Source organism: Microbacterium sp. W1-4-2, assembly GCF_058349885.2.
Genome location: NZ_JBYRJC020000001.1, coordinates 291,691 through 315,021, shown reverse-complemented (window position 1 = coordinate 315,021; position 23,331 = coordinate 291,691). Strand labels below are relative to the sequence as shown.

At 70.4% G+C, this 23,331-nt stretch carries 20 protein-coding genes; 11 read left to right on the top strand and 9 right to left on the bottom strand.

Annotation, left to right across the window (positions count from 1 at the left end):
• Position 1: 1 nt before the first annotated feature.
• Genes AC3RX0_RS01340 through AC3RX0_RS01330 form a run of 3 tightly spaced genes read left to right on the top strand, consistent with a single transcriptional unit; the run spans position 2 to position 3,221 of the window.
• On the top strand, positions 2–883 hold the full coding sequence (locus tag AC3RX0_RS01340; RefSeq protein ID WP_491504145.1) for a branched-chain amino acid ABC transporter permease: 882 nt from the start codon (positions 2–4) through the stop codon (positions 881–883).
• Positions 884–900: 17 nt separating this feature from the next.
• Complete coding sequence (locus AC3RX0_RS01335; protein WP_491504144.1) at positions 901–1,974, top strand: branched-chain amino acid ABC transporter permease; 1,074 nt, start codon at positions 901–903, stop codon at positions 1,972–1,974.
• The gene (locus tag AC3RX0_RS01330) at positions 1,971–3,221 is read left to right on the top strand and encodes an ABC transporter substrate-binding protein (RefSeq protein ID WP_498165832.1); all 1,251 of its coding nucleotides are present in this window, start codon (positions 1,971–1,973) and stop codon (positions 3,219–3,221) included. The genes AC3RX0_RS01335 and AC3RX0_RS01330 overlap by 4 nt, the downstream gene beginning before the upstream one ends.
• 95 nt (positions 3,222–3,316) lie before the next feature.
• Here AC3RX0_RS01330 and AC3RX0_RS01325 read toward each other — a convergent pair whose 3' ends face one another.
• Positions 3,317–3,967: a GntR family transcriptional regulator gene (locus AC3RX0_RS01325; RefSeq protein WP_491504142.1), complete on the bottom strand. Its 651-nt coding sequence runs from the start codon at positions 3,965–3,967 to the stop codon at positions 3,317–3,319.
• A gap of 264 nt (positions 3,968–4,231) precedes the next feature.
• Between AC3RX0_RS01325 and AC3RX0_RS01320 the strand changes: the two genes are divergently transcribed.
• From AC3RX0_RS01320 to AC3RX0_RS01305, 4 genes are all read left to right on the top strand, one after another.
• On the top strand, positions 4,232–5,743 hold the full coding sequence (locus tag AC3RX0_RS01320) for an aldehyde dehydrogenase family protein (RefSeq protein WP_491504141.1): 1,512 nt from the start codon (positions 4,232–4,234) through the stop codon (positions 5,741–5,743).
• 123 nt (positions 5,744–5,866) lie between these two features.
• The gene (locus AC3RX0_RS01315; RefSeq protein ID WP_491504140.1) at positions 5,867–6,079 is read left to right on the top strand and encodes an AsnC family protein; all 213 of its coding nucleotides are present in this window, start codon (positions 5,867–5,869) and stop codon (positions 6,077–6,079) included.
• A 57-nt stretch (positions 6,080–6,136) separates the two neighbouring features.
• Positions 6,137–8,200, top strand: coding sequence for an ABC transporter ATP-binding protein (locus AC3RX0_RS01310; RefSeq protein ID WP_491504139.1), 2,064 nt, complete (start codon positions 6,137–6,139; stop codon positions 8,198–8,200).
• 65 nt (positions 8,201–8,265) lie between these two features.
• Positions 8,266–10,077: a molybdopterin-dependent oxidoreductase gene (locus AC3RX0_RS01305; protein WP_491504138.1), complete on the top strand. Its 1,812-nt coding sequence runs from the start codon at positions 8,266–8,268 to the stop codon at positions 10,075–10,077.
• 99 nt (positions 10,078–10,176) lie between these two features.
• Here AC3RX0_RS01305 and AC3RX0_RS01300 read toward each other — a convergent pair whose 3' ends face one another.
• Positions 10,177–12,060: a phosphoenolpyruvate carboxykinase (GTP) gene (locus AC3RX0_RS01300; RefSeq protein ID WP_491504137.1), complete on the bottom strand. Its 1,884-nt coding sequence runs from the start codon at positions 12,058–12,060 to the stop codon at positions 10,177–10,179.
• A 160-nt stretch (positions 12,061–12,220) separates the two neighbouring features.
• Between AC3RX0_RS01300 and AC3RX0_RS01295 the strand changes: the two genes are divergently transcribed.
• The gene (locus AC3RX0_RS01295) at positions 12,221–13,660 is read left to right on the top strand and encodes a helix-turn-helix domain-containing protein (RefSeq protein WP_491504136.1); all 1,440 of its coding nucleotides are present in this window, start codon (positions 12,221–12,223) and stop codon (positions 13,658–13,660) included.
• Between the two features lie 184 nt (positions 13,661–13,844).
• On the opposite strand, the gene AC3RX0_RS01290 is transcribed toward AC3RX0_RS01295, so the two are convergent.
• The 5 genes from AC3RX0_RS01290 to AC3RX0_RS01270 form a co-directional block, all read right to left on the bottom strand.
• A complete protein-coding gene (locus tag AC3RX0_RS01290; protein ID WP_491504135.1) occupies positions 13,845–15,044 on the bottom strand; it encodes a winged helix DNA-binding domain-containing protein in 1,200 nt (399 codons plus the stop codon).
• A gap of 145 nt (positions 15,045–15,189) precedes the next feature.
• Positions 15,190–15,552: a DUF202 domain-containing protein gene (locus AC3RX0_RS01285; RefSeq protein ID WP_491504134.1), complete on the bottom strand. Its 363-nt coding sequence runs from the start codon at positions 15,550–15,552 to the stop codon at positions 15,190–15,192.
• Positions 15,549–15,908, bottom strand: a complete 360-nt coding sequence (locus AC3RX0_RS01280) for a YidH family protein (protein ID WP_491504133.1) — start codon at positions 15,906–15,908, stop codon at positions 15,549–15,551. Before AC3RX0_RS01280 ends, AC3RX0_RS01285 begins: the two co-directional genes overlap by 4 nt.
• Positions 15,909–16,003: 95 nt before the next feature.
• Positions 16,004–17,272, bottom strand: a complete 1,269-nt coding sequence (locus AC3RX0_RS01275; RefSeq protein WP_491504132.1) for an MFS transporter — start codon at positions 17,270–17,272, stop codon at positions 16,004–16,006.
• 34 nt (positions 17,273–17,306) lie between these two features.
• On the bottom strand, positions 17,307–17,831 hold the full coding sequence (locus AC3RX0_RS01270) for a DUF2127 domain-containing protein (RefSeq protein WP_491504131.1): 525 nt from the start codon (positions 17,829–17,831) through the stop codon (positions 17,307–17,309).
• A 125-nt stretch (positions 17,832–17,956) separates the two neighbouring features.
• On the opposite strand from AC3RX0_RS01270, the gene AC3RX0_RS01265 reads away from it, so the two are divergent.
• From AC3RX0_RS01265 to AC3RX0_RS01255, 3 genes are all read left to right on the top strand, one after another.
• Positions 17,957–18,613: an HAD-IA family hydrolase gene (locus AC3RX0_RS01265; protein ID WP_491504130.1), complete on the top strand. Its 657-nt coding sequence runs from the start codon at positions 17,957–17,959 to the stop codon at positions 18,611–18,613.
• Between the two features lie 158 nt (positions 18,614–18,771).
• Positions 18,772–18,981: a hypothetical protein gene (locus tag AC3RX0_RS01260; RefSeq protein ID WP_498165830.1), complete on the top strand. Its 210-nt coding sequence runs from the start codon at positions 18,772–18,774 to the stop codon at positions 18,979–18,981.
• 255 nt (positions 18,982–19,236) lie between these two features.
• Complete coding sequence (locus tag AC3RX0_RS01255) at positions 19,237–20,886, top strand: thiamine pyrophosphate-binding protein (protein ID WP_491504129.1); 1,650 nt, start codon at positions 19,237–19,239, stop codon at positions 20,884–20,886.
• Between the two features lie 206 nt (positions 20,887–21,092).
• Here AC3RX0_RS01255 and allB read toward each other — a convergent pair whose 3' ends face one another.
• Together allB and AC3RX0_RS01245 are read right to left on the bottom strand one after the other, a co-directional pair.
• On the bottom strand, positions 21,093–22,493 hold the full coding sequence (gene allB, locus AC3RX0_RS01250; protein ID WP_491504128.1) for an allantoinase AllB: 1,401 nt from the start codon (positions 22,491–22,493) through the stop codon (positions 21,093–21,095).
• A 77-nt stretch (positions 22,494–22,570) separates the two neighbouring features.
• Positions 22,571–23,296, bottom strand: a complete 726-nt coding sequence (locus AC3RX0_RS01245; RefSeq protein WP_491504127.1) for an aspartate/glutamate racemase family protein — start codon at positions 23,294–23,296, stop codon at positions 22,571–22,573.
• Positions 23,297–23,331 lie beyond the last annotated feature (35 nt).

Below are 23,331 nucleotides of genomic sequence, written 5' to 3'. Positions count from 1 at the left end.
GGTGGGCACGTTCATCCAACTCGTCATCGACGGGCTGTCGACGGGATCGATCTACGCCGCGCTCGCGCTCGCGATCGTGCTGGTGAACCAGGCCACCGGCCTGATCAACTTCGCACAGGGCGGCATGGCGGTGCTCTCGGCCTACATCGCCTGGTGGTTCACCGGCGTCGGCGTGCCGCTGATCCCGGCGATCCTGCTGTCGATCGTCGTGTCGTTCGCCCTGGGCGCGATCATCGAGCGCTTTCTGATGCGCCGCTTCGAGCGCGGCGACCCCGACACCGCCGTGGTCGTCACGATCGGCCTGCTGACGCTGATCACCGGTCTGTGCGGCTGGCTGTGGAGCTACAACAACAAGCAGTTCGGCTCGATGTTCACGCTCGACACGATCCCGTTCCTCGGCGCGTCGATCAGCCTGCGCTCGGTCGGCACGATCGTCGTGATCGTCGTGATGATGGCGCTCCTGCAGGCGCTGTTCCTGGGCACCAAGCTGGGCTTGGCGCTGCGCGCGGTGGCGATCAATCCGCAGTCCGCGTCGTTCTCGGGCCTGCCCGTCGGGCGGCTGCTGATGGTCGGGTGGGGCCTGGCCGCCGTGCTGGGGGCCGTGGCCGGGGCACTGGTGGCCCCGCAGCTGACGCTCACGCCCGGGATGATGGACAACGCCCTCGTCTACGCCCTGGCGGCGGTGATCCTCGGCGGCCTGTCGAGCCCGATCGGCGTCGTGGTCGCCGCCTGGCTGATCGGCGTGCTCGAGAACCTCGCGGCCGTGTACGTGCAGTTCATCGGCTACGACCTGAAGGTCGCGGTGCCGTTCATCCTCATCTTCGTGGTGCTCATCGTGCGACCTCAGGGCCTGTTCGGACGGAAATCGGTGGTGCGCGTCTGATGTCCACGCAATCCTTGATGCAGAACACGACACGCAAGAGCCTCCAGAAGACGGCGCAGAAGCCGTGGGTGCGCTGGGTCGCCATCCTCGTCGTCGTCGCCCTGCTGGCCGTCGGTCCCCTGATCCTGCCCGAGTTCGCGAACCAGACGATCGCCCGCATCGGCGTGTTCGCGGTCGGCGTGCTGGGCCTGAACGTGATCATGGGGTACGCCGGCCAGGTCTCGCTCGGCCAGATCTTCTTCGTCGGCCTGGGCGCCTACATCACGGCCTACGGCGTGCAGCACGACTGGAACATCGTCGTGGTCTTCGTCGCCGCCCTCGTCGGCCCCGCCGTGGTCGGGCTGCTCATCGCCCTGGCCGCCGCACGCCTGGGCGGACTCGCGATCGCGATGGTCACGATCGCCCTGCCGATCGTCGGGGTGCCGCTGGCCAAGCGGCTCGGCGACGTCACCGGCGGGTCCCAGGGCATGTCGGCACGGTTCAGCGACACGCCGGAGGGGATTCCGCTGTACAACGACCAGTGGCAGCTGTACCTGGTCATCGTCATCACCGCGATCGTGTTCCTGCTCACCCGCAACCTCGTGCGCGGCAGGTATGGCCGGGCCTTCGCGATCGTGAAGGGCAACGAGGCCGTCGCGTCCTCGATGGGGATCTCGCCGTACTGGTACAAGGTGATCGCCTTCACCGTGGCATCCCTCATCGGCGGCGTCTCGGGCTTCCTCTACATGCTCGTCGTGCAGTACACCTCGCCCGAGACGCTGAGCTTCGGCCATTCCATCACGCTGCTGGCCTCGATGGTCATCGGCGGCGCCGCCAGCATCGTCGGGTCGCTGCTGGGCGGCATGTACTACGTGCTGGTGCCGCAGCTGACCAACATCGTCGACCCGAACGCGACCGCGCTGCTGCAGGGCGCGATCCTGCTGGTGGTGCTGTTCGTACTGCCCGGCGGCCTCGTGTCGCTGCCGCGCGTGCTCCGCCGGCTCGTACAGCGCGGCCGGGGCAGCGGCCGCAGCCAGACCGCTCCGCTCGCCCAGCCCGACACTGCGGCCGCATCGGAGGGAATCCCAAGAGAGAGGCAAGGTCACGCATGAACATGCGCACAACAGCACGGAAGGCCGTCGGCGTCGTCGCCATGGCGTCCGTCGTCGCACTCGCCCTCGCGGGCTGTGCTCGCGGCGGCGGCGGGGACGGCAACGCCGCCGCGAGCCCCGGCATCACCGACACCGAGGTGACGATCGGCATCACGACCCCGCTCAGCGGCGCCACGGCCGGGCCCGGCACCTGCACCGTCGCCGGTGTCACGGCCTACTTCGGCGCGAAGAACGCCGACGGGGGCGTGAAGTTCGGCGACGGCAAGACCCGCAAGGTCACGATCGACGCGCTCGACGACGGCTACGATCCGCAGAAGGCCAAGGCCAACTACGACCAGCTCAAGGACAAGGTCTTCATCATGGGAGTGGGCCTGGGCACGCCGACCAACCGGGCCTGGCGCGAGGCGGCCATCGCCGACAAGGTGCCCCAGGTGCTGGTCGAGACCGGCGACCCGATCTTCAGCAACAAGGAGCAGAGCTCCTGGCAGCTCGGGTTCGTGCCGACCTACCTCAACGAGGGCGAGGCGTTCGGCAAGCTGCTGGCGGCATCGGGCGGACAGCACAAGGTCGCGATCCTGTCGCAGAACGACGACTACGGCCAGGGCTATGTCGAGGGCTTCAAGAAGGGCATCGAAGGCGCCTCGAACATCACGATCGCCAAGGAGCTCACGTACGAGGCCACCGACACCTCGGTGGACGCGCAGCTCACCGAGCTCGCCGGCACGGGCGCCGACGTGTTCTTCAACGCGATGTCGATCACCCCGCTGGCGATCGCCTCGCTGCAGAAGGCGCAGCAGCTTAACTGGAAGCCCAGCTGGTTCCTGCCGTCGAACACCTCGAGCCCCGCCGCGATCCTCGGGCCGGGCAAGGCCTCGGCCTTCCCGGGCGTGTACTCGGTGGCGTTCTCGAAGTCGGCGGCCAGCCCCGCCACGGCGGAAGACCCCGACATGAAGCAGTTCCTGTCGGACCTGAAGACGTACGGGAAGTACGACGGCGTGCCGGCGTTCCCGCACTGCGTCTGGAGCTACATCAGCGGAGCGACGCTGGAGCAGGCGTTCGGCAAGATGACCGCGCCGACCCGCACCGATTTCATGAAGGCGCTGCGGTCGATCTCGGACTACAAGGCGCCGCTGATGCTCGACGGCACCGCCGTGGACACCACCGAGGACGGCCAGCCCGCCGTCTCGACGGTCGTCGTGCAGAAGTACAACGGCAAGGGCTACGACACGGTCACCGAGTTCAAGTGATCACGTCCGAATGACGAGGGCCCGGCCGGTTCGCACCGGTCGGGCCCTCTGTCGTCGAGCGGGCGCAGCGAGTCGAAACGACGCGTGCGCCCTCTTCAGTCCAGGCCGCGCAGCACGTCGATGATGCCGGCCAGGTGACGGCGCGTCTCGCGTTCGGCGGCATCGGCGTCGTGCGCGAGGATCGCGTCGATGATCGCGATGTGCTCGGGGGCGGATGTCTCGGCCCGGCCGGGAACGAACGCCAGCCGGAACTGATGCCGCGCGGACTGGGCGCGCAGCCGCTCCAGCAGCTGCGTCGCGGTCGCGTGCGCGCCGATCTCGCGGATGCGCTGGTCGAGCTCCTGGTTCACACCGGAGTACTCGACGAGGTTGCCTGCCTCGGCCGCCGCGGCGATCCGCCCGCGCAGCTCGCGCAGGGACGCGGCATCCTGTGCCGTGAGGTTCTCGGCCGCCTTGCGGGCCACAAGCGACTCCAGCCCGATGCGCACCTCGACGATCTCGACGGCCTCGTCGACCGTGATCGCCCGCACGCGCGCACCGCGGTTGGGCAGACGCTCGACGAGTCCCTCGTTCGCGAGGTTCAGCAGCGCCGTGCGCACCGAGGCGCGCGATGCGCCGAAGCGCTCGCTGAGATCGGCCTCGATAAGGCGCTGATGCGGGGCGAACTCCGCGTTCTGGATCGCGTCGCGCAACCGCTGCGTGAGATTCGGTCCTGTGACCTGATCGGTCTCGATCGTCGTGGACACTCCGCCTCCTGCAGACGCCGTCGTCGGGAAATCCCGTGTCCGGCCGTGATGCGGCCGCGTTCCGAGACTAACGCGTATGGAGAGTTGTCGCCGAGATTCGTGATGATTTTGTCGCGAGTCTTGAATACGAAGCGATGGTGCGCGAGCATGGAGCCATCGGCGTCCCGCTCCGCCGGGTACGGCGGACGCCGCGACCCGGCGCGACTGTCTGACCCGCGCGCACCCGGGCGCGGGCGGGGCGCGGCACGGAGAGGTGTGGTGGCGATGTCTGGAACGGTGCAGGCGACGGGCGCGGTCGATCAGACGGTGCGGACGGGGCTGTTCATCGGCGGCGAAGAGCGGTTCACGGACGAGGTGCTCGCCGTAGCCGATCCCGGCAAGCCGGGTGTGATCGTCGGCGAGGCGGCATCGGCGTCGCCGCAGGACGTCGCCGATGCCGTGGCGGCGGCCAAGGCCGCCTATCCGGCGTGGGCTGCGCTCGGCGCGGCCGGCCGGGCGCAGGCCATGGCCGAGGCGATCGCCGGGATCGGCGACGACCGCGACACGGATGCCGCGATCCTGTCGCAGGAGAACGGCAAGATCCGCCTCGAGGCGTGGATCGACGCGCTCGTGTTCGAGCTGCGCTGGAACCTCGCGCTGCAGGTGGCCGACCAGGTCGACGAGACCACGACCCTGCCGGTGGTCCCGGGGGCGATCCCCGTGGAGACGACGGTGGCCCATCAGCCGCTGGGCGTCGTGTCGATCATCGTGCCGTTCAACTGGCCGATCGCGATCCTCGGCGCCTCGCTCCCCTACGCGCTGCTGGCCGGCAACGCCGTGGTCGTCAAGGCGCCGCCGACCACGCCGCTGGCGATCACCCGGGTCGTGCAGCGGGTCGCCGCCAAGCTCCCCGCCGGCGTGCTGAACGTCGTCAGCGGCAAGGACGAGAACATGTCGGGTCTGATCGAGAGCCCGGATGTGGCGAAGGTCTCGTTCACCGGCAGCGTCGGCGGCGGCAAGCGCATGATGCAGATGGGGGCGACCAACCTCACCCGGGTCACGCTCGAGCTCGGCGGCAACGACCCGGCCGTGTTCCTGGCCGACGCGATCGTCGACGACGAGCACCTCGACCGGCTGTACGCGGCCGTCTACGACACCACGGGCCAGATCTGCATGAACGCCAAGCGCGTCTTCGTGCACCGCTCGCGGGTCGACGAGGTCGTCGCGGGCCTCACCGCCCGCCTCGAGAAGGCGGTGCTCGGCTACGGCCTGGACGAGGGCACGACCATGGGCCCGCTCAACTCGGCCGCACAGAAGGCGTTCGTCGACGAGATCGTGCAGGAGGCGAAGGATGCCGGAGCCGACGTGCGCGAGTTCGGCACCCTGCCCGGCGGCGACCTCGCGGGCGGCAACTTCGTGCGCCCCGCGATCGTGGTCGACCCCGACCTGTCGCTGCGGGTCGTGGTGCAGGAGCAGTTCGGTCCGGTCATCCCGATCATCCCGTTCGACGACGAGGACGAGGCGGTGCGCCTGGCCAACGACACCTGGGCGGGGCTGTGCGGCTCGGTCTGGACGGCGTCGACCGAGGCGGCGCAGCGCGTCGGCTCGCAGCTCGAGTGCGGCTACGTCTGGGTCAACGACCACGGTGCGACCCGCCTCGACCTGCGCGCCCCGTTCGGCGGCATGAAGGGCTCGGGCTTCGGACGCGAGCAGGGCATCGACGGCGTGCGCGACTTCCAGGACACCCGCGCCATCGCGTTCCTCGACGCCGACGCGTTGGCGGCGATGCCGCACTGACGCGCAGGCACAGAGGGGGATTCGACTCATCTGACGTGCGCCGCGAAGTGGTCGCGATCCCACACCCAGGACCACGTCAACTCGAGTTGACACAATCCGACTACGTCAACTATGGTTGACGACATGAGCGACCAGCTGCACACCGCGATCGACGCCGCCGGCCGGGCCGAGCCCCTGGCCGCCCTGCGCCTGCTGCGCGATGCGCGCGCCGAGATCGCCCGCGCCGAGGCCGAGCAGGTGCGCCGCGCCCGCGCGCAGGACTACTCGTGGGTGGCGATCGCCGACGCGCTCGGGGTGTCCAGACAGGCCGCACATAAGAAATACGGAAGAAAATAGTCCGGGCGCCTCCGAAGCCGAGCTGCGCCATCCCCCACGCCTTCGAGGAGACTCATCGTGTCCGCCACCACCGCGCGGTCCCAAGCACCGGCCCGCCGCTCGCTGTTCCGTCGCCGCAAGGACGACGGCCCGCGCGCGAGCCTGCGCCAGCTGCTGCCGTACATCTTCGAGCACCGCGGTGTGATCACCGTCGTCATCGTGCTGAGCATCATCGGCGCGATCGCGAGCCTGGGCCAGCCGCTCGTGGTGGGCCAGGTGATCACCCGCGTGCAGTCCGCCCAGCCCCTGGGCCAGCTCGTCTGGCTGCTGGTCGCGCTCGTGGTCGCGGCATCCCTCATCTCGGGCTACCAGCACTACCTGCTGCAGCGCACCGGCACCGCCGTCGTGTACTCCAGCCGGCGGCGCCTGATCGCGCGGATCCTGCACCTGCCGATCAGCGAGTTCGACGCCCGGCGCACCGGGGACCTGGTCTCTCGGGTGGGCACTGACACGACGCTGCTGTACGCGGTGCTGACGCAGGGGCTCGCGGATGCCGTGGGCAACGCGCTCATCTTCGCCGGGGCCCTGATCGCCATGGCGATCATCGATCCCGTCCTGCTCGTGCTGATCGTGCTCGTGATCGGGGCGTCGGTCGCCGTGGTCGGGGCCCTCAGCGGCCGGATCCGGCGCGAGACGCGCGCGCAGCAGGAGAAGGTCGGCGAGCTCGCCTCCGGCGTCGAGCGGGCGGTGGGCTCGATCCGCACGATCCGCGCCGCCGGGGCGGCTGAGCGCGAGGAGGAGTCGATCACGGCCGTCGCCGCCGAGACCTACACGGTCGGCGTGCGCATCGCCAAGGCGTCCGCGCTCATCGTGCCGATCGCCGGGATCGCCCTGCAGGTCTCGCTGCTGGTCGTGCTGGGCGTGGGCGGGTTCCGCGTCGCGTCGGGCGCGATCTCGATCGCCGCGCTCGTGACGTTCGTGATGTTCCTGTTCATGCTCATCCAGCCGCTGGGCACGTTCTTCGGCGCGATCATGTCGGTCAATCAGGCCCTCGGCGCGCTCGGCCGCATCCAAGAGGTGCTCGATCTGCCCGTCGAGACCGCCGAGGACGCCGCGATCGCGGCCCGCGTCGCGTCGGCCCCCTCGCCCCAGACGAGGAGATCTCACGAAACGAGGAGCGAGTCGGCTGATTCCATCCTCTTTTCGCCGGATCTCCTCGCTTCAGGCGAGGACGGCGGCCGGGACGCGGCATCCACCCCCGCCATCGAGTTCCGCGACGTCCGCTTCGCCTACCCCGCCGCGGTGGTCGAGGCGCGGCGCAAGACCGAGTCCGAGGCCCTCGCCCTGCTCGAATCGGCGCGCGTGGACACCTCGACGATCGAGCTGCCCGACACCGTCCCCGCCGATGGCAGCACCGACGGCGACGCCGACGTGCGCCGCGAGCGGGTCGGCGGGCGCGACGGCGAGGTGCTGCACGGCATCTCCTTCGCCGTGCCGCACGGCGCCCGCGTGGCCCTGGTCGGCCCGTCGGGCGCGGGCAAGTCCACGACGCTCGCACTCATCGAGCGGTTCTACGACCCGACCGGCGGGGTCATTCTGCTCGGCGGACAGGATGTGCGCACGCTGGACCGCGCCGCCCTGCGCGCGCAGCTCGGGTACGTGGAGCAGGATGCCCCGACCCTGGCGGGATCCATCGCCGACAACCTGCGTCTGGCCGCGCCCGAGGCCTCCGACGCCGACTGCGAGCGGGTGCTGCGCGCCGTCAACCTCGGCGAGGTGCTCGAGCGCAGCCCGCTCGGGCTGGACGCTCCGGTCGGCGAAGCCGGGGTCATGCTGTCGGGCGGCGAGCGCCAGCGCCTCGCGATCGCGCGGGCGCTGCTGGCCGCTCCCCCGATCCTGCTGCTGGACGAGTCGACCTCGTCGCTGGACGGTTTGAACGAGCAGCGCATGCGCGAGGCGATCGACGCGGTCGCCACCGGCCGCACGCTCATCGTGATCGCGCACCGGCTGTCGACCGTGGTCGACTCCGATCACATCGTGGTGATGGACCACGGACGGGTCGTGGGGTCCGGAACGCACTCCGAACTCGTGGCATCCACGCCGCTGTACCGGGACCTCGCCAAGCACCAGCTGCTCGTCTGAAGGCACGACCTCCGAACGGTTGTGAAAAGCTTGTATTAAAGCGTCCGCGCTCCTAGCCTGAAACCGTGGACCGCACAGAGCCAGCACACCCGACACCCGAACCGGTACGTGCGCCGCAGAACTCCGTGGACGACGCGATCACACCCGGCGCCCTGCATGATCTGCGGCAGCAGCTGAAACTGCCCGAAGACACCATCGACACGCACACGTGGGCCGGATCCATCCCCGATGCGCGGGGCACCGCGCCGCACGTACGCGTCGGACGCGACAAATGGTTCAACCTGATGTGGTTGATACCGCTGGGGTTCGCGGTGCTCGTGGCCATGATCGCGATCGCGCAGGGGCTGCGCGAGATCCCCGCCGTGCAGCAGTTCATGCACACCTACCCGGGCACGGTCTTTCCACCGGACGCGGAGCAGAACGCCGGGTTGCCCGCCTGGGTGGGCTGGCAGCACTTCTTGAACATTTTCTTCATGATCTTCATCGTCCGCTCGGGTGTGCAGATCCTCACCGACCACCCGCGCCTGTACTGGACCCGCCACTCGACGCCCGGCAAGGAGTGGTTCCGGTTCCAGAAGCCGGTGCCCGACGATCCGCTGTGGACGGCCAAGCAGGACTCGGTCAACGTGCCGAGCTGGATCGGCCTGCCCGGCCTGCGCCACTCCATCGGCCTGGCCCGGTGGTGGCACCTGGGCATCGACACGCTGTGGCTGCTGAACGGCATCGTGTTCGTCGTGCTGCTGTTCTCTACCGGGCAGTGGAAGCGCGTCGTACCCACGAGCTGGGACGTGTTCCCCAACGCCGTGTCGGTGGCCATCCAGTACGCGTCGCTGAACTGGCCGACCGAGCACGGCTGGGTCGCCTACAACAGCCTGCAGCTGCTGGCCTACTTCATCACGATCTTCATCGCCGCCCCGCTCGCCCTGATCACGGGTCTCGGGATGTCGCCGGCCCTGTCGACTCGCATGCGCTGGATCAGTTCCCGCTTCAGCATCCAGGCGGCCAGGTCGCTGCACTTCCTGGTGCTGTGCTGGTTCCTGATCTTCATCGTCATCCATGTCACGCTCGTGTTCACGACCGGGGCGCTGCAGAACCTCAACCACATGTACGCGGGACGCAACGACCAGACCTGGGTCGGGTTCTGGATCTTCGCCGCATCCATGGTGGTGATCATCGTCGGCTGGGTCGCGGCATCCCCTCTCACCCTGCACAAGCCGCGCCTGATCCAACGCGTCGGCTACGCCCTCATCGGACCCGCCCAGCGCCTGTTCGAGCACATCGACGCCAAGCCCGGTCAGTACACCGAGAAGGACATCTCGCCGTATCTGTGGCACAACGGCAAGTACCCCGAGACCGACGAGTACCGCGCACTGTTCGAGAACGACTTCGCGAACTACCGGCTGCGCATCGGCGGGCTGGTCGACAACCCCGTCGAGCTGAGTCTGACCGAGCTGCGCGCGCTGCCGCACCACGAGCAGATCACCCAGCACTTCTGCATCCAGGGGTGGTCGGGCGTGGCGAAGTGGGGCGGGGTGTCGATGTCGACGATCCTCGAACTCGTCAAGCCCGAGCCCGACGCGAAGTGGGTCGTGTTCTATTCGCTCGGCGACGGGCCCGACGGCGGCACGTACTACGACGCGCACCCCATCGAGCAGATGAGCTACCCGCTCACGATGCTCGCGTACGACATGAACGACGAGCCGCTCTCGTACGGGCACGGTGCCCCGCTGCGCCTGCGCAACGAGGTGCAGCTCGGGTTCAAGCTCGTCAAGTGGATCCGCGGCATCGAGTTCGTCGCCGACTTCGCCGAACTCGGCGGCGGGTACGGCGGCTACAACGAGGACCACGAGTTCTTCGGCTACCGCCAGTCGATCTGAAGGGCCCGTCGCGAGCGCACACGAAAGCGACGAGCGCACATCGAACCTGTGTCGGGTCGATGTGCGCTCGCCGGAATCACACGATCTCGACGCGGCGGATCAGGATGCCGCGGCCTGCTTCAGTCGGTAGCGCAAGGCCGCGAGCTCGGCTTGGAGCGCGGCTGGGATCTTGCCGCCGAACATCGCGAAGTACTCCTCCGTGAGGTCGGCCTCCTGCTGCCAGGTCTCCGGCGTCACCGCGAACAGCTCCCGCAGATCGTCGTCCGAGATCTCCAGGCCCTCGAGGTTGAGGTCGTCGGTGTGCGGCAGGCGGCCGATCGGGCTCTCGACCGCGCCGATCTCGCCGTTTACTCGACGGATGATCCAGTCGATCACACGCGAGTTGTCGCCGAAGCCCGGCCACAGGTAGCGCCCGTCGGCACCCTTGCGGAACCAGTTCACCTGGAAGATGCGCGGGGCCCTGTCGAACCGCATGGCCTGCCCGACCTTGAGCCAGTGCGCGAAGTAGTCGGCCATGTTGTAACCGCAGAACGGCAGCATCGCGAACGGGTCGCGGCGCAGCTCGCCCACGGTGCCCTCGGCGGCCGCGGTGCGCTCGCTCGAGATGTTCGCGCCGAGGAACACGCCGTGCGTCCAGTCGGTGGCCTCGACCACGAGCGGCACGTTCGTGGCGCGGCGTCCGCCGAACAGGATGACATCCAGCGGCACCGCGTCCTCCCAGTCCGGGGCGATCTGCGGGCACTGGGCGGCGCTGACCGTGAAGCGCGAGTTCGGGTGGGCGGCCGGGCGGCCCGAGTCGGGCGTCCAGGGGTTGCCCTGCCAGTCGGTGAGCTGGGCCGGGGCCTTGTCGGTCAGCCCCTCCCACCACACGTCGCCGTCGGGGCGCAGCGCCACGTTGGTGAAGATCGTGTTGCCCCAAAGGGTCTCGACCGCCGTCACGTTCGTGGACTCGCCGGTGCCGGGGGCCACGCCGAAGAAGCCGGCCTCGGGGTTGATCGCCCACAGCCGCCCGTCCTCGCCGGGGCGCAGCCACGCGATGTCGTCACCGAGAGTCTCGACGCGCCAGCCCGGGATCGTCGGACGCAGCATCGCGAGATTCGTCTTGCCGCAGGCCGACGGGAACGCCGCGGCCACGTGGTATGCCTTGCCGTTCGGGTCGATGACGCGGATGAGCAGCATGTGCTCGGCCAGCCACCCCTCGTTGCGGCCGATCACCGAGGCGATGCGCAGCGCGAAGCACTTCTTGGCGAGGATCGCGTTGCCGCCGTACCCCGAGCCGTACGAGTAGACCTCGAGCGTGTCGGGGAAGTGCACGATGTACTTCTCATCGCTGCACGGCCACACGACATCCTCTTCTCCGGGCGCCAGGGGCGCGCCGACCGAGTGGACCGTGCGCACCCACGGCGCGCCCTCGGCGATGAGCTTCGTGACGGCGTCGCCGACGCGGGTCATGATGCTGATGGATGCCACGGCGTAGGCGCTGTCGGTCACCTGCACGCCGATATGCGAGAGCGGGCCGCCGACGGCGCCCATCGAGAACGGGATCACGTACATCGTGCGTCCGCGCATGGACCCGGCGAACACGCCGTTCAGCGTCTCGCGCATCTGGTCGGGGTCGGCCCAGTTGTTCGTGGGACCGGCGTCCTCTTCGCGCGCCGAGCAGATGAACGTGCGCGCCTCGGTGCGCGCGACGTCCTTGGGGTCGGAGCGGGCCAGGTATGAGCCCGGACGCCACTCGGGGTTCAGCTTGATGAGCTTGCCCTCGTCCACCATGTCGCGCAGCAGCGCGTCGTTCTCGGCGCGCGAGCCGTCGATCCAGTGGACGCGCTCGGGCTGGGTGAGCGCGGCGATCTCGTCGACCCAGTCGATCAGCGCCTGCATGCCCGGTCCGTCATAGTCGGGCCGTTCGCCGAATTCGTGAGCAGTGCGCAGGTGCTGCAGTCCTGCGGGTGCGTGGTGGGTGATCGATTCGGCAAGGGCCATGGCTGCTCCCATCAGAAGGCTGAGATCCAGAGGGCGTGAGATCCCGGGATGTGGAATCCACGATCAGATCGTCGCTACATGTCAACTGTCCCAAGAGTTGGGGCAGTCTTTCCGTCATTCTCGGCGCAAAGAAGTGCCTTTCTTTCGCTATGATCAAGGAATGCCGTCCACCGTCGAACTCAGCACCCTCGGCCACCGCATCCGTCATCATCGTCTCGCGTCGAGCCTGACCCTCGACGAGCTCGGCGCAATGGTCGGGGTGGCGGGCAGTCACCTGAGTCTCATCGAGAACGGCAAGCGCGAGCCGAAGCTGTCGCTGCTGCAGGAGATCGCGCGGGCGACCGGCACCGACGTCACCGACCTGCTCTCGCCCGAGCCGCCGAACCGGCGGGCGGCCCTCGAGATCGAGCTGGACCGTGCGCAGTCCAGCTCGGTGTTCCGGCGTCTGGGCATCGCGCCGGTGAAGATCACCAAGGGCACGAGCGACGAGACGATCGAGTCGATCCTGGGCCTGCACCGCGAGCTGCAGCGCCGTGAGCGCGAGGCCATCGCCACGCCCGAAGAGGCGCGGCGGGCCAACACCGAGCTGCGGCTGAACATGCGCGAGCGCGACAACTACCTGCCCGACATCGAGAAGCTCGCCGAGAAGCAGCTGCGAGCTGCCGGCCACGCGACCGGCGCGCTCACGCACCGCACCGTGAGCATCATGGCCGAGCAGCTCGGCTTCGAGCTGATCTACGTGAACGACCTGCCGCACTCGGCGCGGTCGGTCACCGACCTCGAGAACGGCCGGATCTACCTGCCCCCGGCCTCGATCCCCGGCGGCCACGGGCTGCGCTCGATGGCGCTGCAGGCGATGGCTCATCGCCTGCTCGGCCACACCCGGCCGGAGGACTACGCCGATTTCCTCAAGCAGCGCCTCGAGATCAACTACTTCGCCGCCTGCTGCCTGATGCCCGAGACGGCGGCGGTGGCGTTCCTGCAGCAGGCGAAGAAGGAGCGCAACCTCGCGGTCGAGGACTTCCGCGACGCGTTCGGCGTCACCCACGAGGCGGCGGGCATGCGCATGACGAACCTGCTCACCCGCCATCTCGGCATCCAGCTGCACTTTCTGCGGGTCGACGGCTCGGGCGCGATCTCACGCGTCTACGAGAACGACGACCTGCCGCTGCCGATGGATGTGACCGGGTCGGTCGAGGGTCAGATGGTCTGCCGCAAGTTCTCGGCCCGTTCCGCGTTCACCGAGCAGAACCGCACGACCGAGCACTACCAGTACACCGACACGCCTGCGGGCACGTTCTGGTGCGCGACGCAGACCGGATCGACCTCGGCCGGCGAGTTCTCGGTCACGGTGGGCGTGCCGTTCGACGATGCGAAGTGGTTCCGCGGGCGCGAGACGCCGGGGCGCGCGGTCTCGACCTGCCCCGATCCGGCGTGCTGCCACCGCCCCGCCCCCGAGCTGACCGCCCGCTGGGAGGGCAAGGCGTGGCCGAGCGCCCGGGTGCACATGCAGATGTTCAGCCCCCTGCCGCGCGGCGCGTTCCCCGGAGTGGACGACAGCGAGGTGTACGCCTTCCTCGACAAGCACGCGCGCGAGTAGAACCGGTCGCCCCCGTTGTGCTTCGCGCGGCGCGGCCCGCGGTTGTGGTGCCGACGCCCACCAGCCGATCCCCGCGTGGATCAACGGTGAGCGCGCCGAACGTTGAGCGCCAGGCGCGGCGCCGCGCGAGGCTGTCGCGCACCCCGGGAGCGGCGGGTGTTCGCGGCTCGGCGCCGCTGTGCGATCAGCCGGCGATGAAGCGTGCGTAGCGGTCGAGGGCCGCCGACACCTCGTCGATGGATGCCGCAGCCCCGTCGACGAGCTCGGGAACCGGATCGTCGGCATGGCGGCCGACGGCTTTCGAGTGCGCCCACGCACCGGCGACGAGCCCGTCGACGAGCAGGATCGGACGCACCATGCCGTTCTTGCCGGGCCCGATGAGCGCAGCGAGCTCGGGGGTCGCCACCGTCGTGCGATCGGCATAGGAGATGTAGTACTCGTCGAACGACGGCAGCGCGACCACGCGTGCGGCGGACGGGTCGACGGCCGGCGCGTCGCGCGCAGCGAAGACCCCCTCGTCGATCTCGTCGAGGCGAGAGGCGGATGACTCGGCCGCCTGGCGTGCGACGGTGATCGGCAGTCCCGACCACCAGGCGAAGTCGGGGGCGCCGGCCGGGCCGTGCCCCTGGATGTAGCGCACGAAGAACTCGGCGAGAGGATCAGCGGGTGCGGCGGCCTCACGGATCCACTCGTCGCTGAGCACGAAGTACTGCTCGCGTGTGGGTGCGCCCTCGCGCGGCACCACGGGACCCTGGCAGATCCGTCCGGCCACGCTGAGCGCGTACAGCAGGTGGTACCCACGCTGACCCGCCGTCGAGACGCCCGCGCCCTCGAGTACCGCGAAGACCTCGGCGCGGGTCAGACGCCCGCCGCCGCGCAGGGCTGACACGACCGCGCGCTCGGCCCGCTCGAGATCGGCGTCATCGAGCCCGAGCTGCCGCTGCCGCGACGCGGCCTTGCGATGCTGGCGCTCGCCGGTGACCTGCAGCACCCAGCCGAGGTCGCGCGCGGGGATCACGTGGATCGTGCCGCGCATCGTCCACGATCGCACGAGGTCGCCGCGCTCGAATGCGACATCCACGTCCGACAGCGTCGGCGCCGCAAGATGGCGGTCGTTCGAGCCATGATTGCGCTCGTCCCCCGCGCGGCCGTGCGCGCCGTCCCCGCGATGGTGCGCGCCGGCGCCGTGGCCGTCCGTCGCGGCGCCGTCCGTCGCGGCGCCGCGCCCTCCGCGCGAGCGGACCGCGAGCGCCCAGCGACCGCCCCAGAACTCCTGCGCCTGCACGGCGAGCAGATGCACGGCGGCATCGACCGGCGAGGCGGCGGGAGCCGTCAGACGGTGCGCGCGCAGACGGGCGTCGATCAGAGAGGCGGCCGTGCTCATCCGTCCATCATCGTCGCCGGTTCCGACATCCCTCGGCCGCCAGTTGCGCTCTCGCGAACAGGGAGCTGCACTCTCGCGGGCAGCGGGGGTGGCGGCAGCGGGGGTGAGGCGGACGACGGCAACGGGCGGCAGCAGCAGGCGGCGGTCACCAGGGGCGCCAGAGGGCGACCATGATGACGACCGCGGCGGCGCAGGCGATGACGACGGATGCCGCGACGAGGGCCGGCAGCGTTCCCCCGGTCGTGAGCTGCTCGGCGCGGACGAGCCCGGCGTGCGCCCGCCGGTAACGCATCGCGCTGAGCACCCACGCGACGCCGGCCAGCGCGATGCCGGCGACGCCGAGGAACGTCGCCCACGTGCCGAGTGCGTCGGAGAGGTACTTGATCGCGACGCCGTTGCCCGCCACCAGTGCCAGGCTCGTGCGCTGCCACGCCAGCAGTGTGCGCTCGGGCTGCAGGCCCCGATCGAACGGGGCATCCGGTGGGGCGTCGGACGCGGCATCCGTCACAGCAGCATCCCGACCACCAGCAGCAGGGTCGCGAGCACGACGCCGACCACGAGAACGACGCCGGTCGACGGTCCGGGCAGGGCGCGGTGCAGCCGCATCGCCTTCTCGTGCCGCGCCCACGAGAACCAGGCGTGGATTCCCGCGATCACCGCGAGCACGACGAAGATCATCGCCGCGATGAACCGCAGCACGGGCTGCATCTCCAGCCGCAGTGCCTCGATGGCGACGCCGACGGCCAGAAGCCCCAGCGAGGTGCGGATCCAGGCGAGGAACGTCCGCTCGTTGGCGAGACTGAAGCGGGGGTCGGGCTCGTTGCCGACCTGGTACACGCCACGGGGGAATCGGCGACCGGTCATGGATCGATTCTGCCCGCCGACCGCCCGGCCGTGCCTGATCCGCCCGGGTGCGTCGCGCCGGTCGACTCGGCGCCGGGCCCCGCCGTCCCGCGCCGTCAGCGCCGCGGGCGCAGCGCGACGGCCCCGGCCACGGCGATCGCGGCGGTCACGACGGCGAGCGCGCCGAAGCCGGTGGCGAGGGATGCCGCTGTCCCGACGGCGCCGACGAGCAGAGGTCCACCGGCATCGCCGAGCTCGCGGCCGAGCTCGGCATTGCCCATCGTGCGCCCCATGCGCTCGTGCGGAGTCGACGCCGAAAGGTGCGCGTACGCCAGCGGTGTCGCGATCCCGACGGCCGCGCCGATCAGCACGGCCACGACGAACATCGTCACCACCGACACAGCGACACCGGCCGCCGTCCCAGTATCGGCCACCACACCGACCACCGTACCGGCGCCCGCGACCCCGCCCGAGCCGGCGATCGTCTCGACGACCATGAGCAGCGCGAACGCGACCACCCCGGCCGCCAGCGCTCCGGTCGCTCCCCCGCGGGCGGTGAGCGCGCCGCGGTCCCGCCATCTGCCGGCCATCGGCTGCGCGACCGCCGAGACGATCGCGAGCACCGCGACCGGCGCGGCGCTGGCCACGGCATCCATACCCAGACGCGTGCCGAGCAGCGGAAGATAGCCGACCGCGACCCCCAGCATCCCGGTCGACGCGGCCAGGATCAGCACCGGGATGACGAATCCGCGCTCGGTGGTCTGTCGCACCAGATCCGCCAGCGTGTAGCGCGGGCGCGGCAGCACGGCCGGCGCGGGCAGTGCGACCAGGATCCACAGCGCGGCGACCGCACCGAGCACGGCGAGGGCGGCATACAGCGCCCAGAGCCCCGCGAGCATGATGAGCACTGCACCCAACAGCGGGCCGGCGACATAGCCGATGCTCTTCCACGCGCCGTACCGGCCGAAGTACCGGCCGAGTCGGTCGGGGCCGGCCAGGCGCGCGACCGCCGACGACGACGCGGGCGAGAACGCCGACGCGGCCGCGCCCTGCGCGAACCGCACGACGCCGAGCGCGACCGGGTCGGTGGTGAACAGACCGACCGCCGACACGAGTGCGAACGCGATGAGGCCGCCGAGGATCACCGGTTTGATGCCGATGCGGTCGCTGAGCACCCCGAACACCGGTTTGAGCACGACCTCGGCCAGGTCGTACAGCGCGAGGATCGCGCCGAAACCCAGCAGCGACAGGCCGAGCTCGCCGGACTCGACGCCGAGGCCGGTCGCAACGCCGTGGGCGCCGAACGCGGTCGTGAAGCCGGCGAGGTAGAGCGGCGCGAGCATGCGCGGAGCCGCGTCGGGCCGGGCGTCTCCGAGAGAAGTCACCGAACCGTTCTAGCGCATCCGGTCGCGACGGCCATCATTCCTTCTCGGCCGGCGCCGAGCCGCGACGTCGGTGCCGCGCCTTGTGCCGCGCCTTGTGCAGCCGGTACTCCCGTGCGGTCAGAGCGACGATGAACACGTCGAACAGCGTGAGCGCCAGCATCCCCCACGTGTAATTCACGACCATGTCGTAGACCTGGTAGCCGATGAACACGATGAGAAAGCCCATCAGCCACGGGTAGGCCCACAGCCGGTCGCGCAGCACGGCGACCACGAGCACGACCTTCACCGCCCCATGCAGCAGCAGATAGATCGCGCCGAACAGCGTGGCGGATGCGTCGAGGGATGCCGCGGCCCGCACGAGTGCGTTCGCGATGAGGTCCTTGGGGTCCTCCGACAGCTCGTGCTGGGTGAGCACCTGGACGATCGCCGCGATCTGGGTCGGCTTCAGCACGAGCAGCAGCCCGCCGCCGATCAGCTCGAGCACGCCGTCGGCGCCCTTCAGGACCAGGCTGATCCAGAAGACCCTGTCGAGCAGCCACCTCCCGCCCGGTACCCTCATGCCTCGGAGGCTACCGCGGCGGGGCGGCCTTGTCTCCGAGCACAAGAGCCTCGTCTGCGTTTGCGGGCAGCGGGCGGCGGGCGGCGAGCAGCGGGCAGCGGGCGGCGGGCGGCGAGAATGGGACCATGCCGCACACCTTCACCGCCGATGCCGTCCTGCTCGACATGGACGGCACCCTCGTGGACTCGACCGCCGTGGTCGAACGCCTCTGGCTCGCGTGGGCGGATCGCCACGGCGTCGACCCCGACGCGGTGCTCGCGGTGGTGCACGGCCGGCAGGGCCACGAGAGCATGGCGATCCTGCTGCCCGAGCGCGACACAGCGATCAACCACGCCGAGAACGCCGAACTGCTGGCGGCCGAGAGCGCCGACACCGACGGCGTCGTCGCGATCGCGGGGGCTGCGGAGCTGCTCGACGCGGCCGTCGGCGCGCCGCACGCGCTGGTCACCTCCGCCGACGCGCGGCTCGCGGCCGCGCGCATGGGCGCGGCAGGGCTCAGGATGCCGGTGGTGCGCGTGACGGCCGAGCACGTATCGCGCAGCAAGCCCGACCCGGAGGGCTTTCTGCGGGCAGCGACCCTGCTGGGCGTCGAGCCCGCCCGGTGCGTCGTGTTCGAGGACTCCGAGGCGGGGATCGCCGCGGGCCTGGCCGCCGGCATGACCGTGATCGGCGTCGGCGAGCGCGCCGCCGACCGAGGAGCGCACGCCGTGGTGGCCGACCTCACGCAGGTGCGGGTGGAGCCCGACGCCGCGAGTCGCGGCATCCACATCGTCATCGACTGATCGTCAGCGCGAGCGCGCGGCGTCCAGCAGCTCGCGCACTCGCTCGTGCGGCGGGCGCCGCGAACGTACCCGCCGATGGTCATCGTCAGCCTCGCGCCGAGGTCCTTCGGGTTGTCGGGCTCGTTGTGGTCTCCAAGCAGGGGCAGGATGCGGCATCCATGCACGCATCGCGGGCGAAATGGCACTTCTGCCCGCCGGTGCCCCTGCCCGATCGTCTGGCACCGGTGCGGTACTTCTCCGCTGATGCGACAGGAATTCTCTGGCGCATCATCAGGAGACTGCAGCGTCCGGTGAATCCCTGGCGCATCAGCAGAGAGCTACAGCTTCGGCGCGCAGGCGCGATCCTCGCTTCAGGCGAGGAGATCTGACGAAACGAGGATGCCACGGCCCGATCCGGTCCTCGCTCCGTGAAATCTCCTCGCCTCGCGCGAGGACCGGCGCCGACCGGCCCGCCGCCGACAGTCGGCTGCCGCCGCTCGCCGGTATACTCGGTGCGTCCGGCAGTCGCGCGATCGCGCGAGAGGGTCGGTGCCCGAAAAAGGGGCACGAAGTTCGCGCCGCACCGCAGCGCACGGGCGAGACACATACGGATCCGCTTCCGTTCCGTCTCGAAAGGCTTCGCCATGCCCACCGTGTCCGCCCACGTCGCCGCGACCCTCGCCGCCCACATCGACAACGTGTTCGGGGTGATGGGCAACGGCAACGCGTACTTCCTCGACGCGCTCGAGCGCGACACCGCCGCCACCTACACCGCGGTGCGTCACGAGGCGGGCGCGGTCGTCGCCGCCGACGCGCACTACCGCGCCTCGGGCAGGATCGCCGCGGCCACCGCGACGTACGGCGCAGGGTTCACCAACACGCTGACCGCGCTCGCCGAGGCGGTGCAGGCCCGCATCCCGCTGATCCTCGTCGTCGGCGACGAGCCCACGAGCGGTCCGCGCCCCTGGGACGTCGACCAGATCGCGATGGCGTCGGCCGTGGGCGCGCGCACCTACACGGTGGGGCGGACGGATGCCGCAGCCACGACCGTGATCGCGATCGAGCATGCCCTCTCCTACCGGGTGCCGACGGTGCTGGCCATCCCCTACGATGTCGCGCGGCTCGAGGCCGGCCCCGTCCCGGCCGCGCCCGAGCCGGTGCTGCCCGTTCCGGTGGCCCCGAGTCCCTTCGGCACGGCCGAGATCGCAGCCCTGGCCCGCACGCTGGCCGGGGCGAAGCGTCCCTTCCTGCTCGCCGGCCGCGGCGCGTGGCTGGCCGGCGCGGGCGAGGCGCTCGGCGCGCTGGCCGCCGCCACCGGCGCGGTCACGGCATCCACGGCCCTCGGCCGCGGCGTGTTCCCCGACGCGCGGTACGACCTCGGGGTGACCGGCGGGTTCGGCGCCGACGGCGCCATGGCACTCGTGCGCCAGGCCGACGTCGCCGTCGTGTTCGGGGCATCCCTCAACCAGTTCACGATGCGCTTCGGCGACCTGTTCGCGCCCGGCACGCAGGTCGTGCAGGTCGACGTCGCCCCCGCCGCATCGCACCCGCACGTCGGCCGGTTCATCCGGGGCGACGCCACCCTCGTGGCCGCGGCCCTGGTCGCCGAGCTCGGCACACTGGAGGCCGTCGGCAGCGGCTGGCGTGAGACGATCGATCTGGCCGCGGCGACGGTCCGCGAGCCCGGCGACGAGCTCGCCGCCGACGGTCTGCTCGACCCGCGCTCGGTCGCGCGCCGGATCGGCGAGCTGCTGCCGGCCGACCGCGTGGTCGTCTCGGACGGCGGTCACTTCATCGGCTGGGCGAACATGTACTGGCCGGTCGCCTCGCCTGACCGGATGATGATGGTCGGCACCGCGTTCCAGGCGATCGGTCAGGGCTTCCCATCGGTGGCGGGGGCGGCGCTCGCTCGCCCCGAGTCGACCGTCGTGCTCACCACAGGCGATGGCGGCGGGCTGATGGCGATCGCCGATCTCGAGACCGCAGTGCGCGTCGCCGGCGGCCGGGGCTTGGCGGTGGTGTGGAACGACGGCGCCTACGGCGCCGAGGTCAACCTCTACGGCCTGAAAGGCCTGGCGACCGCGCCGATGCTGATTCCGCACGTCGACTTCGCCGGGCTCGCCGCCGCGGTCGGCGCTGAGGGCGTCGTCGTGCGGACGCTGGCCGATCTCGACCGGCTCGCCGAGTGGGCTGCCACCCCGGCATCCCATCGCCCGTTCCTGCTGCTGGACTGCCGCATCTCGTCGAGCGTCATCGCGCCCTACCAGCAGGAGATCATCCGCGTGAACTCCTGACCGCCCGGCCGCGTGCACCCGGCCCCAATCCATCCCGCCGCAATCCACAGGGATTGGGCGAGTCAACACCCCATAGGGCATGGATTCGCCCACTCCCTATGGATTCGGCGGTCAGCGAGACCGCCGGCGAGACAGACAGCGGGACCGACAGCGAGATCGACAGCGAGACCGACCGACAGCGGGACCGGCAGCAGGAAGGCGACAGGTCAGTCGGTCATGCCGCGGCGCAGCAGCCGACCCTTCGGCGTCTGGCCGTCGACGACCTCGCCGTGCAGATACGTGCGACGCACCTTGCCGGCCACGGCCTTGCCCTGGTAGGGCGTGATCGGGTTCTTGTGGTGCAGGTTCTTCACGTCCACGACGTACGCGTCGTCGGCGGCGAAGATCGAGAAGTCGGCGTCGTACCCGGGGGCGATGCGGCCCTTGCCGGTCAGGCCCGCGAACTGCGCCGGGCGGTCACTCATCCACGACACCACGGTCTCGAGGGCGATACCGCGCTTGCGCGCCTCGGTCCAGATCAGCGAGAGGCCGAGCTGCAGCGACGACACCCCGCCCCAGGCGACGGCGAAGTCGCCGTTCTCGAGGTCCTTGAGGTCCAGCGTCGAGGGCGAGTGGTCCGACGCGATGAAGTCGATCGTGCCGTCCAGCAGGCCCTCCCACAGGTGCTCGCGGTTGCCTGCCTCGCGGATCGGCGGGCAGCACTTGAACTGCGTCGCGCCGGCCGGGATCTCTTCTGCGGTCAGGGTCAGGTAGTGCGGGCACGTCTCGACCGTGAGCTTCAGCTTGTCGCGCTTGGCGCTGCGGATCATGTCCAGCGCGTCCGACGACGACAGGTGCAGGATGTGCGCGCGCACGCCGGTCCAGCGGGCCCGCTCGATGACCTCGGCGATGGCGAGGTTCTCGGCGCCGCGGGGTCGCGACGCGAGGAACTTGCCGTAGTTGTCGCCCTCGGGCTGGGGCGCACGGTCGATGGCGCGCGAGTCCTCGGCGTGCACGACCATGACGGAGTCGAACGACGCGAGCTCGCGCATGTCCTTCTCCATCTCGTCGGGATCCAGCGGCGGGAACTCGTCGACGCCCGAGTGCAGCAGGAAGCACTTGAACCCGAACACGCCGGCATCGTGCAGCGCGCGCAGCTGATCGGTGTTGCCGGGGATCGCACCGCCCCAGAACCCGACGTCGACGTGCACCTGGTCGCGGGCGACGCTGCGCTTGAGGTCGAGCGCCTCGACGTCGACCGTGGGCGGAATGCTGTTCAGCGGCATGTCGATGATGGTCGTGACGCCCCCGGCGGCGGCGGCGCGGGTGGCCGACGCGAAGCCCTCCCACTCGGTGCGGCCGGGCTCGTTCACGTGCACGTGCGAGTCGACCAGGCCCGGGATCAGCGTCTCGTCGTCGGCGAGGTCCACGATCTCGTCGCCGACGAGGTTGTTGCCCAGCGGCTGCAGCGCCACGACGACGCCGTCGCGCACGCCCACCTCGCGGGCGCGGATGCCGGCGGTGGTCAGCACCTTCTGGCCGCGGATGACGAGGTCGTAGCGCTCGCCCGTCGGGTCGAGCGAGACCGTGCCGGCCGCGGCATCCTGCTGTTGTGTCTCCTGCGACATGTCGCTTTTCCTTTCCCGTCCGGCGCCGCGCCGGGCGGTTGATCTATCGATTCCGATGAGAAGATTCTGCGCCCGGCTCAATGCGCGAGCGCCGGGAACCCGGTGACCCGCTTGGGCCGCGGCGGCGCGTACGTGCGCACCTTCGAGGTGGTCAGCCCCAGGCGCACGAGCCCCTCGGCCACCGCGACTGCGGCCTGGACGCCGTCGACCACGGGCACGCCGCAGCGTTCGACGACGCGGTCCTTCAACTCGGCCATGCCGCCGCAGCCGAGCACGACGACCTCGGCGCGGTCCTGCTCGACGGCGATCTGCGCCTCGGCGACGATGGCCTCGATCGCGCGGTCGGGGTCGGACTCGAGCTCGAGCACGCCCAGGCCCGACGAGCGCACCGACGCGCACCGCTCGTGCAGCCCCGCCAGGATCAGCCGGTCCTCGATGAGCGGCACCGCCCGGTCCAGGGTGGTGACCACCGAGTACGATCGCCCGAGATACTGTGCGGTGGATGCCGCAGCCTCGGTGATGTCGACGACGGGCACCGTGAGCAGCTCCTGCAGGCCCTCGCGGCCGTGCTCGCCGTAGCCGGCCTGGATCACCGCGTCGTACTCGCCCTCGTACCGGACGATCGCGTCCATCACGGCGATCGCGGCGAGATAGCTCTCGAAATTGCCTTCGCACGACTCCGCACCGAACGCCGGGGTGATCGGAACGATCTCGGTGCCGGGCGAGGCGACCGCGCGAGCAGCCTCGGCGATGCCGTCGGTCATGGTCTGGGTGGTGTTGACGTTCGCGACGAGAATGCGCATGTGTGCTCCTTGGGGATGGCCTGTGCGATGACTGG

Excerpts from the sequence above, each read along its gene's own strand:
- AC3RX0_RS01270 (WP_491504131.1), bottom strand. The coding sequence starts at position 17,831 with ATGAGGGTACCGGGCGGGAGGTGGCTGCTCGACAGGGTCTTCTGGATC.
- allB (WP_491504128.1), bottom strand. The coding sequence starts at position 22,493 with ATGTCGCAGGAGACACAACAGCAGGATGCCGCGGCCGGCACGGTCTCG.
- AC3RX0_RS01255 (WP_491504129.1), top strand. The coding sequence starts at position 19,237 with ATGCCCACCGTGTCCGCCCACGTCGCCGCGACCCTCGCCGCCCACATC.
- AC3RX0_RS01260 (WP_498165830.1), top strand. The coding sequence starts at position 18,772 with ATGCACGCATCGCGGGCGAAATGGCACTTCTGCCCGCCGGTGCCCCTG.
- AC3RX0_RS01265 (WP_491504130.1), top strand. The coding sequence starts at position 17,957 with ATGCCGCACACCTTCACCGCCGATGCCGTCCTGCTCGACATGGACGGC.
- AC3RX0_RS01300 (WP_491504137.1), bottom strand. The coding sequence starts at position 12,060 with ATGGCCCTTGCCGAATCGATCACCCACCACGCACCCGCAGGACTGCAG.
- AC3RX0_RS01320 (WP_491504141.1), top strand. The coding sequence starts at position 4,232 with ATGTCTGGAACGGTGCAGGCGACGGGCGCGGTCGATCAGACGGTGCGG.
- AC3RX0_RS01330 (WP_498165832.1), top strand. The coding sequence starts at position 1,971 with ATGAACATGCGCACAACAGCACGGAAGGCCGTCGGCGTCGTCGCCATG.
- AC3RX0_RS01295 (WP_491504136.1), top strand. The coding sequence starts at position 12,221 with ATGCCGTCCACCGTCGAACTCAGCACCCTCGGCCACCGCATCCGTCAT.
- AC3RX0_RS01335 (WP_491504144.1), top strand. The coding sequence starts at position 901 with ATGCAGAACACGACACGCAAGAGCCTCCAGAAGACGGCGCAGAAGCCG.
- AC3RX0_RS01290 (WP_491504135.1), bottom strand. The coding sequence starts at position 15,044 with ATGAGCACGGCCGCCTCTCTGATCGACGCCCGTCTGCGCGCGCACCGT.
- AC3RX0_RS01245 (WP_491504127.1), bottom strand. The coding sequence starts at position 23,296 with ATGCGCATTCTCGTCGCGAACGTCAACACCACCCAGACCATGACCGAC.
- AC3RX0_RS01315 (WP_491504140.1), top strand. The coding sequence starts at position 5,867 with ATGAGCGACCAGCTGCACACCGCGATCGACGCCGCCGGCCGGGCCGAG.
- AC3RX0_RS01280 (WP_491504133.1), bottom strand. The coding sequence starts at position 15,908 with ATGACCGGTCGCCGATTCCCCCGTGGCGTGTACCAGGTCGGCAACGAG.